The 17,440-nt window shown below is 52.0% G+C and carries 6 protein-coding genes and 1 tRNA gene; 5 read left to right on the forward strand and 2 right to left on the reverse strand.

The genetic code is table 11. The annotated features are described in order from the left end of the window. The first annotated feature begins 15 nt into the window (after positions 1-15). The 5 genes from EFA69_RS03845 to EFA69_RS03865 all read left to right on the forward strand — a co-directional run bounded on the left by EFA69_RS03845 (position 16) and on the right by EFA69_RS03865 (position 11,644). Entirely contained in the window at positions 16-1,809 is a 1,794-nt protein-coding gene (locus EFA69_RS03845) for a BamA/OMP85 family outer membrane protein (protein WP_123131767.1), read from the forward strand. Between the two features lie 75 nt (positions 1,810-1,884). Continuing rightward, positions 1,885-1,957, forward strand: a tRNA-Met gene (locus EFA69_RS03850). Between the two features lie 841 nt (positions 1,958-2,798). Continuing rightward, a complete protein-coding gene (locus tag EFA69_RS03855) occupies positions 2,799-8,621 on the forward strand; it encodes an ice-binding family protein (RefSeq protein ID WP_183906686.1) in 5,823 nt (1,940 codons plus the stop codon). A gap of 5 nt (positions 8,622-8,626) precedes the next feature. Beyond that, a complete protein-coding gene (locus EFA69_RS03860; protein ID WP_123131769.1) occupies positions 8,627-9,580 on the forward strand; it encodes a PorP/SprF family type IX secretion system membrane protein in 954 nt (317 codons plus the stop codon). Between the two features lie 84 nt (positions 9,581-9,664). Continuing rightward, on the forward strand, positions 9,665-11,644 hold the full coding sequence (locus EFA69_RS03865) for an OmpA family protein (protein ID WP_148041251.1): 1,980 nt from the start codon (positions 9,665-9,667) through the stop codon (positions 11,642-11,644). 358 nt (positions 11,645-12,002) lie between these two features. On the opposite strand, the gene EFA69_RS03870 is transcribed toward EFA69_RS03865, so the two are convergent. Both EFA69_RS03870 and EFA69_RS03875 read right to left on the reverse strand, forming a co-directional pair. Next, entirely contained in the window at positions 12,003-15,455 is a 3,453-nt protein-coding gene (locus EFA69_RS03870) for a T9SS type A sorting domain-containing protein (RefSeq protein WP_123131771.1), read from the reverse strand. A 196-nt stretch (positions 15,456-15,651) separates the two neighbouring features. Continuing rightward, positions 15,652-17,439 carry a hypothetical protein gene (locus EFA69_RS03875; protein ID WP_123131772.1) on the reverse strand — a complete coding sequence of 596 codons (1,788 nt, stop codon included), beginning with the start codon at positions 17,437-17,439 and terminating at the stop codon, positions 15,652-15,654. Position 17,440: the final 1 nt, after the last annotated feature.

Consider the following 17,440-nt stretch of genomic DNA (forward strand, 5'->3'; position numbering starts at 1 on the left):
TACCTTTAAGAAACAATGAAGAGGAGGTCTAGTTCCCGTCTGTACCAAAAGAATGTCTGGCAAAGATACGCAATTCTGGGGCTGTTTCTGGGCTTGCTGCTGCTTTGCCATGTGGGGCGAGCACAAGACCGGCTGGTGGTGCAGGTTATTTCCCAAGACCCTGATGCCGCCAAACTATGGCTCCGGCTACAGCCTAAGCTTTCGGCTCAGGATTCCCTTGGTCTGCGGCAGGATTTGCGGAACTGGCTCTCCCGGTTGCAGGAGGAAGGCTACCTGGCCGCCGCTATTGACAGCGTACATCGGCGAAATGACTCTTTGAAGGTGTACGTGTATTCCGGGAGGCCCTACACCTGGGCATCCCTCAGAAACGGCAACGTGGGCGAAGGGTTGTTGGAGAAAGTAGGGTTTAGAGAGAAACTGTACAGCAATACTCCTTTCCGGCCCGCCGAGTTTGCCCAACTACAACAGGCTTTGCTGCGGGAGGCCGAAAACAGCGGATATCCGTACGCGTCTGTGCAGATTGACTCGCTGCGGCTCTACCAGGATTCTTTAAGCGGGGTGCTGCGGGTAGTACGGGGGGCGCTTATGCTCATAGACTCGGTGCAGATCATGGGCACCAGTAGAATGCAGCTGCGCACGTTATACCGCTATACGCAATTAGCCCCTGGGCAGCCGTTCTCCCAGCAACGCATAGAGGCGGCCATGCGAGCGTTAAGGCAGTTGCCGTTTGTGCGCATTACCAGAGAACCGGAAGTGTTATTTGCGAAAAATCAGGCCCGGGTATATTTTTTCCTTGACGAGAAGAAGGCCAACCAGTTTGATGGCATTGTCGGTTTCCTTCCCGATCCAGAATCTTCCTCTTCCAGATTATTAATTACCGGCGAAGTGAACCTGCAGGTGCGGAACTTACGGGGCAGCGGCAAGCAGATTGGCCTGCACTGGCGAAAGGTGGAGCGTAATTCACAGTTGCTGGATGTGGAATACAGGCACCCGCATTTCTTTAATTCACCCTTTGAGGTAGCCGGTTTGTTCCATCTTTACAAACAAGATACTTCTTTCCTGAACCTGAGGCCCCGCCTGGAGATTGCCTATCCACTGTCTACCACCAGTCGGGTCACCTTTTTTGCCGAAGTGCTTAGTTCGCAACTGCTTTCGCCGGAAGCGTTGAGGCAGCGCCGCTCAGATTCTTCGGCCATTGACGCAAACTTTACCTCCTATGGCCTCTCCTATGCCTGGGGAAGCTTAGATGACTTGTTTTTCCCGCGGCGCGGAGCCCAGGTGTATTTCCAGGGTGCAGTGGGTAACAAACGGGTGCAACGCAATGCCCGCGTAGAAGCCAGCTATTATGATACCCTGCAACTGAAGACCTCGCAGCTCTCCTTAGCCGCGCGGCTGGAGCGGTACTGGCCGATTTCTAAAAATGGGGTGCTGCTCACCCGTCTGCGCTCCGAAATCTTGGTGAATCAACGACTGTATCTGAATGAGCTCTTCCGGTTGGGAGGCCTTACTTCCTTGCGCGGCTTTGACGATTATTTCTTCTACGCCTCCTCTTACGCCGTTAGTACGCTGGAATACCGGCAGTACACCGGGCAAGATTCTTACGTTTTCCTATTGTATGACCAGGGTTACCTGCGCCGCGACCTAAAATCAGAGAAAAATGTTCAATGGGCCAGCGGGGTTGGCGGTGGAATCAGTTTTTCTACGGGAGCCGGTGTGTTTCAGCTAGTTTACTCCGTTGGGAGAACTTCTCTGGAGACCTTCAGCCTCCAGAGAGGAAAGATCCATTTCGGGATTACAGGACGTTTCTAGCATCTTTTTTGAAAAACTTTGCCAAAACATTTGGAGGATTAAAATCTACCCCCTACTTTTGTATCACAATAACAGTGCGGGATGGAGCAGTTGGTAGCTCGTTGGGCTCATAACCCAAAGGTCACAGGTTCGAGTCCTGTTCCCGCTACCTAGAGAGGCTTGTAAGCAAATGCTTGCAAGCCTTTTTCTTTTCTAAGTCCTCTATACGCTTTCTTGCTTCTTTAATTCCGCACTAAGTTTCATGCTTATCTTGATGTGAAGGGAGAGCCTTGAGGAGATTTTTATTCTGGCTTTAGAGGGTTTTCAAGCGGCCTGTATGAAAACAGCATTCCCTTCAGTGGATTTCTTATCCTTGGAGCTAATCAAAATGCTAAATCCTTTTAGGAGCATTAATTTTGGTGTTTTCTGTCTTGCCTGCACAGGGTGAAAAGAATATATAGAAAATATAAATTATTTATTATTCGTTCTCGCGTCTCCTTTCTTTGCTGCACATATTGGTGGTCTAAATAGCATTCTATGCTTTACCTCTTTTAAGGTAGTTCTGCTGTGCAACTTCCTCTGTTATAGTGACTCTTCAGGAGTGGCAGTTTCTCAATATTAGTAGATGCTTATATAGAATGTTACATGTTTATTGCTTTTTATTTGATAGATTTGCTAAAAAGTGAAAACTTGTAATAAATCAACTTGATCAAATAGAAAAAGCTAAAAAGGATGCTTTGAGATCAAAGGAATTCTTCAATCCAGAAATGCTTATGCATTGAGTTAGCAAAGGTTCTTGATTTCAATTGTGAAAATTTAATTCAAGATCAATTTTATATAAGGATTTAAATTATTCTTTGAATAGTTATTAAATAGACATTGGAGGATTCTGCATGAAGATACGGTTGCTCCTGTTTTTGCTCTTGTTCCTAGCCCATTCGGCGCTCGTTGCGCAGACAAGTCCCAGCCTAAAAGCGTTGAGGGGTGTCTCTGTGGCAGGTGGTGCCGGCGTGAAAACTAGTGGCAATAGTAAAGTGCAGAAAGAAGTATTGCCCTTGACCAGTAAATCTCAAGCCACTCAGGAAGCTATAGCGGTGGTTTATGAAGAGCTGCGGAGCAAAATGCCAGCAAGTTCTCTGGTAGGTAACACCCTTTCTGGAGGAAAGATAACACCAGGGGTGTATCGGATAAAAGGAAATGCACACCTTCAAAAATCATTAGAACTAGTAAGTGGACAGCAGCCCAATGGGATATTTATCTTTCAGGTAGAGGGAGATTTGGTGGTAGATCCAGCTGTAAAGGTGGAGTTACGGCAGGGGGTACGAGCAAAGAACGTTTTTTGGCAGGTGGCAGGGAAGGTGCAGATTGGCGCAGGAGGCTCCTTGAAGGGGGTTGTGGTGGCCAAGGGTAACATTGAGGCATCTAAAGGTGCTACTGTACAGGGGAAACTGCTAAGTCAGGAGGGAAGCGTTTCTTTGGTGGGTGCCGAAGTGTCTGAAGTAAGGACAGAACATGTCTCAGACCTAGAAGTAAAGCATGTGGTGAGTGAAGGGCCCTACGGCGTAGGCCTTATTGTGACATATACCATCACCCTCAAGAACCTTGGGCCCGACGAGGAGACGAATGTGGTGATGAATTTTGAAACCCCCTCCGGTATTTCTTTCCTTAGCGCCGTCACTTCATTAGGGTATATCTTTGATCCGCTTAGGAGGGAACTGGTAATTGATCGTTTCCCAAGCGGTGCTGAAGTAACTATGGTGGCGAAGGCAAGCATCCTAAAGACTGAATTCTCCACTACGGTGGTCACTGTGACCGGAGACGGCACTGATCCTAACATCAAGAACAATACTTCAGAACTCTCTATCTGTGCCACGCCTTCTAAGTTAGGCGACATAAAGGGGAAAACTTCACTCTGTGTCAATACTACTGGGAATGTGTATCAGGTAGATCCTGTCGTGGGTGCGCGTAAGTACGCCTGGACATTGCCCGCGGGGTGGACGATTACAGGAGGGCATGATAGCAATGTTATTAAAGTAACTACCGGCGGGGCGGAAGCGAATGGAACCATTTCTGTACGGCCAGTAAATGCCTGCGGTGAAGGCCCCGCTAGTACTCTGGACGTAAGCACGGTTTCTTCACCCCCTCCTATGCCTTCTGCCGTTTCCGGGCCTCCTCAGGCATGTTTGCTGCAACAGAAGATTGTTTATTCTATCAACCCTGTCGCAGGGGCAACATCATATGTATGGGAATTACCCCTAGGCTGGACGGTTGAGGAAGGCCACGGCACGGCGGCAATCACTGTGAATGCAGGTATAACAGGAGGTACAGTGAAAGTAACCGCTGAAAATGCATGTGGCAAAAGCGCGAGCAGCAGTATTGAAGTGACTCTGGCGCCTGCGGCGCCACAAAAGCCTGCTTCTATTACTGGTTCAAACCAAGTCTGTGCTAACGCAGAAGGTATAAAATACCAGGTAGCGGCAGTTCCCTTTGCCACCAGTTACAATTGGGCTGTGCCAGATGGCTGGAGCATTACCGGTGGGCTGGGGACGCGGGAAATCACGGTCAAGGCTGGAGTAGCCGCCGGGCAGATTACTGTGACGGCACAGAATAGCTGTGGTGTCAGTGGTGTCACCACACTGGCCGTGTCTACCTCTTCAGGGATTCCTGTGCTGGGGAAAATTTCTGGGGAGGAAGCGGTCTGTTGGTCAAATGCGGCACGTACGTATTCAGTAGAAAGTATAGAGGGTGTTTCATCTTATCAATGGACTGTGCCGGCCGACTGGCAGATTCTCTCTGACAATGGCAGCCGCAGAATCAATGTGAAAGTTGGGAGCAGCGGAGAGATAAAACTTTTGGCCTCTAATGCCTGCGGTGAGGGAGCAGTTGCCACTTTGAAAGTAACGGTAAACACAAAGCTTCCTGCAACTCCTGGCCCAATTTCTGGCGCCAAGGAACCTTGCTTCAACCAAAAAGAGGTAGTTTATTCTGTTGCTCCTGTGTCTGGTGCAGTTAGTTATCATTGGACTCTTCCGGAGGGCTGGTCTATTATTGATGGGCGAGGCGCCGCAAGCATAAAAGTTCAAACTGGTCCTGCTGCCGGTACCATTTCAGTTGTAGCAAGTAACGGTTGCGGCAACAGCCCTGTGAGAACATTGCAGGTAATGCCGGCCACAGCGCCCCCTGCGGCTCCTGTGGGCATAATAGGAGAAGTTGCTCCTTGTATGGAGGGGCAGCAAAAGTATTCCGTTAAAAATCCCGTGCCTGGCATAACCTATACTTGGTCAGTCCCTGCCGGTTGGAGCATTATTTCTGAGCAAGGTGGTGCCTCTTTGGTGGTAAAGGTAGGAAGGGAGGCTGGAGTAGTGAAGGTTACCGCCAGCAATGCCTGTGGACAGAGTGCCTCTACAGAGGTACAGGTGTCTCCTTCTAACGAGGTGCCGGCTTTGGCTCCTGCTATTCAAGGAAGTGCAAGTGTCTGCGCCAATGCAGACCAGCTTATCTATCGTATTGCCTCTACTAACGCAGCTTCTTCTTTCCTCTGGAAAGTACCTTCCGGCTGGACTATTCTCAATGAGAATGGATCATCAGAGATAAGGGTAAAAGCAGGTACAGCTAACGGTACTATCCAGGTTACTGCAAAAAATGGTTGTGGGCAGAGTATCACCCGCAGTTTGTATGTTGCCGTCTCTTCGGCGGTGCCAGCTAAACCTGGAAAGATCACCGGGAACACTAACTTTTGCGCCAATGCAGGAGAAACTTCTTTTTCTATTGCCGAAGTAAACGGAGCCACCACCTATACCTGGAGCTTGCCTGAAGGATGGGAGTTTGTACGGGGGCAGGGAAAAACCACAGTTGTGGTACGTGTGGGTGCCGTGGCGGGGCAGGTGCAGGTAACAGCGAGTAATGCTTGTGGCACGAGTGCGGCCGTAGCGGCGAATGTGAATATCTCAGAGGCCGCACCCAAACCATTTAGCTTTACCGCAGGAGACAGAGAATTGTGCGTTTCCAGTAGTTCTCATACCTACTCAATTAAGGCTTCAGAAGGGGCAACAGACTATGTCTGGTCAGTGCCTGCAGGGTGGTCTTTTCTGTCTAGTCAGGGAGGTACATCCATCACAGTGAAGCCTGGGGCAAGCGGTGGATATGTGAAGGTGAAGGCGTCTAATGCCTGTGGTTCTCGTTCAGACTCCGTGAATGTAGTGATCACACAACCCCTTGCCGCCTCGCCAGGGGCAATCAAAGGAATAACCACTCCTTGTTTAACAGAAAGCTCTATTTCTTACTATGTTGATGAGGTGCCAGGAGCTACTGCCTATACTTGGATAGTACCTACTGGGTGGAGCATTATAGGCAGGCGCGATACCAAAGAAATCAAAGTAAAAGCGGGAGCCGGAGCCGGTACCATTACGGTGGTAGCCATGAATGCCTGCGGGGCCAGCGCTACTGTAAAGAGGGAGGTTATACCTCAGTCTCCTCCTGTTCTGCCCGCCGGGATCATAGGTGAAACGTTGCCATGTGGTGGTGGAACTGAAAAGAACTATAGTGTCAGGAACCCCGTGCCTGGCACAGTCTATACCTGGGCCGTGCCCAATGGTTGGGAAATTGTTTCTGACCAAGGTAAGCCTGAGGTAACGGTGAAAGTTGGAAACGAAGCCGGTACTGTTTCTGTAGTGGCTAGTAACAGTTGCGGCACCAGTGCGGCACAAGTAGTAATGGTAGTTCCAACGGCAGTTGTGCCAGCAACAGATGCTATCAACGGCAGTGCCGCTATATGCACCTCCGCGCTACAAACGTACTCAGTGGCTGCCAGAGCCGATATCACTAAATACCATTGGGAGGTGCCTGATGGTTGGATTATTGAAGGCGGTCGGGGAACCCGAGAGATACAGGTGAGGCCTGGTTTACAGTCTGGAGAAGTTTCTGTTACTTCCTACTATAGTTGTGGAACGGGATATAAAAGAACCTTAGCTGTAGCCGTAGGTACGCATAGCTTGGCAGCTCCAGCGGCTATCAAAGGAGAAAGTGGCGTATGTGCGGAGCAAAAGCAAATCGTGTATTCTATTGAACCCGTAGCCGGAGCCACTTCCTATGATTGGGATGTACCCGCCGGCTGGACTATTGTTTCTGGGCGCGGCTCTGTCTCTATCACTGTACAGGTAGGTAACACGGGAGGACAGGTAACAGTAGCTGCCAGAAATACCTGTGGTACCAGTGCCATTACGGTAAAAAATGTATCTATTTCTACGGGCGTTAAGCCAGTGCTGGGCAACATTCAAAGTCCGGCAGCCGCTTGCGCTACTACTCTTTTAACGTATAGTGTTGCAGCGGTAGATGGTGTTAACACCTATAACTGGACCTTACCCGACGGCTGGATGATCAAAGAGGGCCGAGGTACTAGAAGTATTACCGTTATAGCAGGTACGGCAGGTGGCACGCTGCGCGTGGTAGGGATTAATGGTTGTGGGGTCAGTTCTGACCCGCGTACACTGCAAGTGCAGGTACAGCCCGTTACGCTTGCTAAACCTGAGGCAATCACTACCTCTTTCACCGCGGCTCCATGTGTGGGGCAAAAGGGGCTAAGCTTTAAAATTGATGCTGTAGCCGGGGCGACTTCCTATGAATGGTCATTCCCAGCTGATTGGAAACTGGAGAAAGGCCAGGGAAGCACAACTTTATTCTTAACGGCCGGAAGTTCTCCCGGTGAAGTAAGCGTCATTGCCAAGAACGCTTGTGGTCAAAGTGAAAAACGTATTATAGCAGTAATCCCGGCCAATGGTGCGCCCACTATCAGTGGTGACATCATAGGCGAGTCAGATGTTTGTGTGAGTGCCGGGGCTGTTACCTATAGTATCACGGGTGTCAGTGGCGCGGAATCTTATTTCTGGTCAGTACCTGCTGGCTGGAAGCTTATAACTGACCATACCTCTAAAGAAATCACCGTTATTCCAGCTAATATCAGCGGTACTATCACTGTAAAAGCAGTGAGCAGCTGTGGATTGAGTACAGAGAAAAGCTTGAATGTCACCGCAAGTGCAATTGGGCAACTGAAGCCAGGTTCGATAACCGGGTTGGCTTCCTTTTGTGCTTCATCTGAACTACGGGAATTTAAAATTGCAGCCGTTCCTGGGGCAACTACTTACAACTGGACCGTGCCGGACGGTTGGATTATCAAAGAAGGAAGAGGAACAGAAAATATTAAAGTAATCGCACTGGCTGGTAGAGGCATCGTTACCGTGACAGCAGCCAATGCGTGTAGTGCCGGTGAGACGAGTTCTCTGGAAGTATCAGTGGCCCCATCAGTGGGAACTGTACCTGTTATCAAAGATGAAAGTTCTACCTGTGTGGGAAATCAGTTCTCTGTTCCGGCAGTGCCGGGAGCCACCTATACCTGGAGCATCATTACAGATGAACCGGGGTGGACCATCAAGGAGGGGCCGGGCAGTAACTATGTTTCTGTGCAGGCACCGGCCAATGCCCAAAGGAATTCCGCTAAGATTTCAGTAAAGATCAGCAACGGCGTTTGCTCCACAACTTCTGCCAGCCTTGACATTGAGCCAAAATATTTTGCCCCTGAAATAAAAGCGCCTAATGTTTTCTCGCCCAATAATGATGGCAAGAATGATCTGTGGGTAGTGAGAAACCTATTAGAATATCCAGACAATGATGTGGTGATCCTGAACCGCTGGGGCAGTGAAGTATACCGCATGAAAAACTACCGGAACAACTGGAACGGCGGCGGCCTGGCAGAAGGAACTTACTTTTATGTACTGCGGGTGCGCCTCTGTGACAACCAGGAGGTTGTAGAGAAAGGCTACGTAACCATTATGCGCTAGAGGGGATGAGGAAAAGGATACTATTTGTTTTAACGTGGTTAGTTTGGTGGAGTTTACCTCAGGCGTCGTTTGCCCAGCAGGATCCTCAGTTTACCCAATACATGTTCAATGGCCTGCTCCTGAATCCGGCCTATGCTGGCAGCAAAGGTTTTACTAGCCTGAGTGGGTCGCACCGCAGCCAATGGACGGGCTTAGAGGGAGCCCCGCTCAGTCAAACCCTGAGCGTAGATGGGAACCTGAACCGCAAGCTGGCGGGTGGGGTGATCATTACCAATGACCGTTTAGGGGCGCAACGCTTTACGGAGGTGTCCCTGAATTCTTCGGTGCGTATTTCCCTAGATGCGGTCACCAGGCTGGCAGTGGGTATCTCCTTGGGCGTAACGCAGCAAAGCTTAAACGGGACCCTGCTGGAACCGGAAGAAGGAAATGATGTGGCTATCCCAATGGGAATAGAGCGCGCTATCAAGCCTAACGCCAGGGTGGGTGCTTATCTGTACAGTAACCGGTTCTATACAGGACTGTCTGTTGGGAACGTGGTTTTCTTTCAGGACGGGCTTCCTACAGATCCCAAGCCGCACCTGTTTCTCACCTCCGGTGGTGTGTTTGACATTAGCCGGAAAATGAAATTCAGGCCTAGTATCCTGTTGAAGGAAGACTTTAATGGTCCGGCTGCCCTGGACCTTAACTCTTTCTTTCTATTTAATGAGCAGATTTGGCTGGGAACCTCCTTCAGAACAACCCTTAACATATTCAATAACAAGTCCTTTTCCAGCAATACCCGCTTGGGAAATGCGCTGGCTGTTCTGGTGGAACTACATCCGTCACCGTTGATGCGAGTGGGGTATTCCTATGATTTCTCCCTGAATAAACTTCGCCAATACTCTAGCCATGAGTTATCTTTGGGCTACAACTTCCTTAAAAAGAAGTATGGCCGTATGCTAACACCGCGCTACTTCTAACGCCTAAAGGGTAAAAGTGGTGCGGGTATAGAAGAGGGCAAAACAGAAACTATTTACTCACCAACTGGTGCAAGAACTGGAATTGTGAAGATTTTCCCCTTTTTACTAATGCTTTGCCTGGCGCTGTGTTGTCAACCTGCTTCCTCATGGGCGCAGGGAAATTCAGCCAAAGCAGACAAGCATTTCAATGATTTTGATTATGCCCTGGCACTGGAAGAATATAAAAAGCTTTTAGACAACGGCCAGCCTACGCTGCACATAACGGAACGTATTGCCCACTGCTACCGGCTCATCAACCAGCCTGGTTCCGCTGAGATCTGGTATAAGCAGACGCTGGTATTTCCCAACGCGGCCCCGGTCAACCTTTTTTACTACGCCAACGCCTGCCGGCAGAACGGGAAATACGAAGACGCCAAACAGGCGTATCAGCGTTTTGCCCAGCGTGAACCGTCCAGAAAGGCCGAGGCCGAAAGGTTGATGCAAGCCTGCGACATGGCCATGCGCTGGATAAACCGGCCCTTGCCCGTAGACGTTACCCGTGACAGCACTCTTAGCTCCAACTTCTCAGATTTCAGCACGGTCTTCTACGGCAATAACCTTGTTTTCTCGTCAGACCGGGGGCAAAGCTCCAGAGACAAAAAAGTTTATGGCTGGACCGGGGCCCCCTATCTGCAACTATACCAGGCAGAACGGCAGAGTAATAAAACATGGGGACCCATCACGCCTTTGGAAAACGGCATCAATACCCAATTCCATAACGCTACGGCTACTTTTTCGCCAGATCTTGAGGAAATTTTCTTTACCCGTACCAAGCGGGTGAAAAAACGGGTGTTGCCGCAGGAACTCACGGAGGAAGGGAGCTGGCAGCGCTACTCCAAGAACGATGACTTTATTGACCGGCTGGAGATTTACACCGCTACCCTCAAGAAAGGGAAATGGCAGGACGTGAAGCCGTTCATCCATAGCAAGGGAGATGTCTATTCTGTGGGGCACCCCGCTCTCTCGCCAGATGGGAAGATTCTCTACTTTGTCTCAGATATGCCCGGCGGGCAAGGCCAGACGGATATTTATTATAGCGTTAGGCAGGCCAATGGACAGTGGTCAGATCCGGTCAATGCGGGGCCGGTGATCAACACGCCCGGGAAAGAGGTGTTTCCGGTGGTGCACGCAGACGGAACGCTGTTTTTTTCCTCAGACGGACATTTGGGAATGGGCGGTTTAGATATCTTCTCGGCCAAAGGCAGCGCAAACCAGTGGCAGAAAGTGCAGAACCTCTATTATCCTTTTAACTCGCCGCGCGATGATTTCGGGCTCATCTATGAGAAAGACGGCAAGAACGGCTATCTCTCCTCTAACCGGGGCGGCGACGGTAGTTCAGATGATATTTACAAAGTAGGACCTTCCGCTACGCCTTGTCAATTGGTAGGGGCAACCTTTGTGCGCCTTCCTTCCCGCAATGGCCGCACCCAGAAGATACCGGTAGAGGCCGTGAACCTGGACGTAATTGTAAACGGAGATTCTGCCAACGCTTTCCGCACCATCTCAAACGAAGACGGCAAGTTCCAATTCACTGCCAAAGCCAACCAAACCTATACCATAAGGGGTAGCAAGAAAGGATACCTGATCAAGACCATACAGGTGGTGCCAGACTGCCGTAAGACCACAGACACCATCAATGTGGAACTGGTCCTGGACCGAAGCGCCTACAACCAAGCCATTGTGCTAGACAATATTTACTACGATCTCGACAAGCATGACCTTCGGCCGGAGGCCATGCAGGAGCTGGATAAGGTGGTAGACATGCTGAAGGATAACCCCACCATCAAGATTGAATTGAGCTCCCACACAGACAGCCGCGAGAGCCACCGCTACAATCTAATGCTTTCGCAGTTGCGGGCGGCAACCGCCGTGAAGTACATCATTTCAAAGGGAATTGACCCCAAGCGGGTAATTGACAAAGGCTACGGCGAAACCAAACTACTGAACCGCTGCAAAGACGGCGTTCCCTGCTCTGAGGAAGACCACCAGCTCAACCGGCGCACAGAGTTCAAGATTGTGCGCTAATAAGATGCAAACTTCCAGCTGCGTTTAGGGGCTCTTTTTCCAAAAACGGCCCCTAAACGCAACTGGAAGTTTTAGATATTTAGGTGCGTTTAAAAAGCTGCCCCGTAGCAGGCAAATTAGATAGCTTGTCAACTACCACAGGCTGAGCATCTGGAATATAGATCTCTGGCGATAGAGTGCCTTATTCTAACCCTTCTGGTACATGATGATGGCAATAAACTTTACATCTTTTGCAGCTATAAATGGAAAGGATAATCACTTGCGTTTAAGGGCTCTTTTTCCAAAAACAGCCCCTAAACAGAAGTCCCCTGCAATGTTGCCGGGGATTTCTGTTATATAGGAGGTTGCTGAGCAGCGGTTACCGCGCTATGAACACTTTCCGGGTGGTGACCGCGCCAGCGGTACGGTACTGGAGTAGGTACATGCCCTGCGGAAGATGCTGCACCGGAATCTCCTTTTTCAGGTCCCCGGCCGGTGCCGAAATGGTGGTAGTCAGGACTACATTGCCTTTGAGATCTGTCAATGAAAGGGTGATGACCTCCTTCTTGGTAAGCGTAACAGAGAAATTCAGTTTTTCCTGCACCGGGTTAGGGTAAATAGCAAGGGAAGCAGCCTGCAATTCATCTGCGGCGCTGAGGCAGTTGCCTACCGTTAAGGTTTGGGTGGCCGAGTTGGTGCAGCCGCGCTCGTCTGTGTACGTGTAGGTAATGGTGTGGGTGCCTTGTCCTGCAGTGGCCGCAAAGAACTTATTGTCAGTGACGCCGGGACCACTGTAGGTACCACCGGCCGGCAAGCCGCCCGTCAGTTCAAAACCGCTGCGGTCCTTGCAGATGGAGGCAAAGGGCGCCAGCGTAACGGTTGGTGGCGTGCCAATGGTCACCTGCGTTGGAGCCGAGGTAGCCTGACAGCCGCTGGCATTGGTAACTCTAACGGAATAGGCACCCGCTTCAGATACCGTGATGGAAGCAGTGGTGGCGCCGTTGCTCCACAGGTATTCCGTCCCGCCCGAAGCGGTTAACGTCACGTTCCCACCTGGGCAAAGCGTGGTAGAACCACTCGCCTGAATGGTGGCGGTAGGCAATGGATTGACGGTAACGTTAGCCGGAGCAGAAGTGGCCTGACAGCCGTTGGCGTTGGTGATTCTCACGGAATAAGCGCCTGCCTCAGATACGGTGATGGAAGGAGTGGTGGCGCCGTTGCTCCAGAGGTAGTCCGTCCCGCCCGAAGCGGTTAACGTCACGCTTCCTCCCGTGCAAAGGCTGGTTGGCCCACTTGCTTGGATAGTCGCCGTAGGCAGAGGGTTCGCGGTGATGGTGACCTGAGCCGTGTTAGAGCAGCCTTTGGCATCTGTGGCGGTAACGGTGTAGGTGGTTGTCTCTGTAACAGTGGCCACCGGCGAGGCGCTCCTAGGATTGTCAAGCCCCGTGCTGGGCGACCATTGGTAGGAGGTTCCGCCCGTAGCCGATAGATTCACCGTGCCACCCGCGCAAACCGTTGCCAGAGAAGCCGAAGCCGTTACGGTAGGGAGCGGGTTCACCGTTACTTTCACCTGATCGGTTTTCACACAGGTTCCGGCGGGGTTGGTAACGGTTACGGTATAGGTGGTCGTGGCGCTAGGGCTGGCGATGGGGTTGGCAACAGTAGGATCACTCAGGCCTGCGGCCGGACTCCAGCTGTACGTAAGTCCGCCGCTGGCTTGTAGTTGGGTGCTTGAGTTCTGGCAGATCGTCACATCAGGACCGGCATAGGCCGCCGGATTCACGGTTACTCTCACCACATCTGTAGAGGAGCAGCCATTGGCGGTAACGGTGAGGGTGTATTCAACGGTGATAGGTGTGTCGTTTGTGCCGGGGTACGTAAGCGTTGGGTTCGCCACATTTGCTTTGGACAAGCCTACCGCCGGAGACCAGGAATAGGTATAGCCCGTAACCGCGGCCGCACCCAATACAGTCCCTTGGCGTGAGCAAACAACTTTGTCTGGCCCGGCGTTGGCTACCGGAACAGGATTTACGCGCACGGTCACGGTTCTGGTGGAAACACAGCCTCCGGCAGAGGTTCCAGTAACAGTGTAGGTAGTGGTGGTGGTGGGAGAAGCAATGGGAGACGCACTGGTAGGATCACTCAAGCCAGCAGCAGGGCTCCAGGAATATGAGGTAGCGCCCGTTGCCTGTAATTGCAAAGAAGAACCCACGCAAATAGAAGGAGCTGCGGGTGTAACGGCAAGAGCGGGGGCTGGGTTCACGTTCACCATCACGGTATCATTGCGGCTACAGCCCTCTGCGTTGGTAACGGTGACAATGTAACGGGTAGTGGCCGTAGGAAACGCCACCGGATTCGCGATGTTAGGATCACTCAAATTCGTGGTGGGGCTCCAACGGTACGTGGTACCGCCGCTGGCCTGCAACTGGGCGCTGCCGCCGGTGCAGATAGAGACGTCTGGCCCTGCGCTGGCGGGTATAGCCGGGTTCACGGTAATTGCTACTTCGTCTGTAGTAGAACAACCGTTGCTGGTTACGGTAAGTTTATATACGGTAGTAATGGGCCGATTGCTGGTGTTCTGGAGGTTGAGGGTGGGTGTTTTAGCCGAGGCGCTGGATAAACCCGTTGCCGGTTCCCACAGATAAGTGCCGTTGGAAGAAGCCGCAGTACCTAACGTTAACGCCTGGCCAGAGCAGATGGTGCGGTCAAAACCGGCGTTGGCTACGGGTAACGGTTTAACCGTGACCGTGACTGTTTTCGTGTTCACGCAGCCACTGGCCGAAGTGCCGGTAACGGTATAGGTGGTGGTCACCAAAGGCGTAGCCACCGGCGAGGCACTGGTAGGATCGCTCAACCCAACGGCTGGGCTCCAGGAGTACGTAGCAGCACCAGAGGCTTGCAGTTGCACAGATGAACCTACGCAAATGGCCGGGGCTGCCGGGGCTATGGTAACAACAGGTAAAGGATTAACCGTTACCACTACCTGATCAGTGCGTACGCAGCCGTTTTCTCCGGTAACGGTTACCGTGTAAGTAGTACTGGCCGTTGGAGTGGCAACCGGATTGGCAATGGTCGCATCGCTTAAGGTAGCGCTAGGGCTCCAACTGTATCTCACTCCGCCGGTGGCGGTCAATTGTACCGGTTGCCCCGGGCAGGTAGCTACGTCTGGGCCGGCGTTAGCCAGGGCCGGTTGAATAACCGCGTCAATGCTGGCCGTGTTGGAGCAGCCGTTCAAGGAAACGGTAACGGTATACGTGCCGGAAGCACTTACTTCAGCCCTGGGCACGGAAGCGACTCTGCCGGTGGCGGTAAAGTTATTGGGGCCGGTCCATGTGTAGGTGGCGCCGCTAATGCTGCTGGCCGTAAGGGTTAAGGTACCGCCGGCGCAAACGGGTGCAGTAGTGATGGTAGGTTTGGCCAGAGGAGAACCAATGGTTACGTTAGTGCCATTATCCTGTATCACCATATTGGTGGTAGGGGTAGAGGCCACTACTCTAAAGCGGTAACCGGTACCCGCCGCAATAGTGGTAGGCAACGTCACCTCTATAGCCCCAGACCCGGTGCCGGGCATGGTACCCAAGGCCGTGGGGCTACTGAAACTACCTCTGTTGTTAGACAATTGCACCGTGAAAAAGTTACCTCCGGCAAAGGCCACATTGGTTTCAAAGGGAACGGTGACTTTGCTGCCCGGGCAAAAAGGAGAACCTGAGATAGGCAAGGTCTTGATAGTGTCTGTATTCGCGAAGGGCGAAAGCTTCAGGGCATATGCATCACTGCTTTGGCAGGTGAAGAACAGCAAGAAGCAAATGAGGGAGAGTGAAGATTGCCGCATAAAGTATAGTTAAGTTCAGACTCCTTATGTATGCCTTAGAATGATAATACTTCGATTTTGAATATAAAATTACGCGGGCAGCGGCAGGCCGGCAGGAATATTCGACTGATTAGCCCCTGCGCTCGTTGAGTACATCAAATTCAGAATTAATACGGTAAAGATATACGGTTTAGCTAACCGCTCAAGGGTGAGAATCCTATATTTTCTCCTCTAACCACAAGAAAGCGAGCGAAAGCAATAGAAGCAGGCCCAGCGGCCAAAGATAGATTTCCTCTTCCTGGGTAATCCTGGCGGGAGTTTCGGCAATAGAAGAAGTTTGTGCAGCTTTCTGCAGGGCTAAGCGCTTTTCATGATATTTCTGCGTCTGCCAGTCTGTGGAGGCATACACATAATAACTGCCGGTTCCCCCGTCCTCAACAGAGGAAGTGGCGTGCCACCCTGCCTTGGCCGGCCACAGAATATATTCTTCGCGTTGTGGCATGAGAGCAGACGTATTAGCCCGGAAAGAGCCTGCCGTTTCATGGCCTGTTACCTGCAGATTTTCAGCAGTGGGTGCTTGCCCAGTAGGCTGGAGGAAAACGGATGCATCTATCTGCGGCCGTACCGGAGCCACCGCTACACCGATTTCTCTAGCCGGTTTGGCTAGCGCCGATAGAAGTGTGGCCCAATACTGTCTGTACAGCGCCTCCTTGCCCTCCAGCGCCAACGGAAAGGTTTCCGGAACAAGGCTGATGCCCACCTGGCCCATGCCTTTTCGGGCGTGTACCACCACCGCCTGCTGCGGATTCTGCTCCCAGGCCAAGACCTGCTGCCCTTCCTGGGCCTGTAGAATGACAGAGGGTAAGGCGAAGACGGCAGAGGTATTGGGGCGCTGCCCTTTCCACCGTACCGGTGCGTTTAGAGGCTGTTTTTCTGAAATCTGCCTAAACCTAGCCTCGGCGAAGAAAGGAATTGGTTTGGCGCTGTTTTGGGAAAAACAGGTCAGAATCCCGAGCCCCTGCTGCCGCACCGCCTGTTGCAGCGCCTGCTTCTCCTGCGCACTTAAACCTTGCAGCGTGGCCTCCTCCAACAGCACCACGTCAAAGTTCTGGAGTAAAGCGGGCGTTAACCTGTTCAGCGACTGTTTGGAGAGATTGATGGTTTCGGTTTGGTAAATATTCTGACTCACCTCCTGCCGTACCGCCACGCCATGCCCTTGTTCGGCTAACGCGTTCTTCAGGAACTTCACCTCAAACGACGGTGCCGAGGACAGCAGCAGTACATTCAGCAGGCGCGGTTCTTCTACAATAACGGGAATAACCTCCCGGTGGAGCGAATCTCCCTCCTGCCACTGCACCTGGTACACAAACCGCCCGCTGGTTTTAGGCGTGAACCCCAGCTGAAAAGCCTGCCCCGCTCCTTTCTTCACTTCCATCGAGTCACGGTTTCCGCCTGCCGCCTGTAAATAAAGGATCACCGGTTTTTCTGGCGAAGTGAAAATTCCCTGCACCTGAACCGGCTCGCCTAACGTGATTTTCTTCGGCCAGGAGGCCGAAAGCACCCCCGCAGGCAACGGCGAAAGGTGCGGCACTAAGCGCAAGGTAGCTACGCTGGCTAACTCTTCCTCCGCCAGGCCGTGCCCCAGCACATGCAGTGTCTGCACAGCTGGGTGTTGCTGACGGAAAGCGGCGAAATCCTTGACCGGAATAGCCTGCTGGGCCTCTGTCTCAAAAGCGAAGACCTGCGGCTTGGGTTGCAGGCGGTTCAACAGGGCTTGCAGTGAGTCTGGGCTATAACCGTCCGTGATCAAAATGGCTTCTGAGGCGCTGTAGGTACGGGTAATTTTGGGCGGTGAAGCCAACAGCGCCAGACACGCCACCGCTACCCACGACGCCACTAGCCGTCCCGCCAGCCGCCGACGGTCTGCCCGGCGCACGGCCAGCCACGTGAGCCACGCGCCCAGCAGGAGCGCCAAAGAAAGAACAAGCGGCAACGGAAGGTTCACG

The organism is Rufibacter immobilis, assembly GCF_003721565.1.
In the GTDB taxonomy this organism is placed as follows: domain Bacteria; phylum Bacteroidota; class Bacteroidia; order Cytophagales; family Hymenobacteraceae; genus Nibribacter; species Nibribacter immobilis.

What these genes read in the sequence shown, in the direction of transcription:
- EFA69_RS03845 (WP_123131767.1), top strand. Translation starts at nt 16, where the DNA reads ATGAAGAGGAGGTCTAGTTCCCGTCTGTACCAAAAGAATGTCTGGCAA.
- EFA69_RS03860 (WP_123131769.1), top strand. Translation starts at nt 8,627, where the DNA reads ATGAGGAAAAGGATACTATTTGTTTTAACGTGGTTAGTTTGGTGGAGT.
- EFA69_RS03870 (WP_123131771.1), bottom strand. Translation starts at nt 15,455, where the DNA reads ATGCGGCAATCTTCACTCTCCCTCATTTGCTTCTTGCTGTTCTTCACC.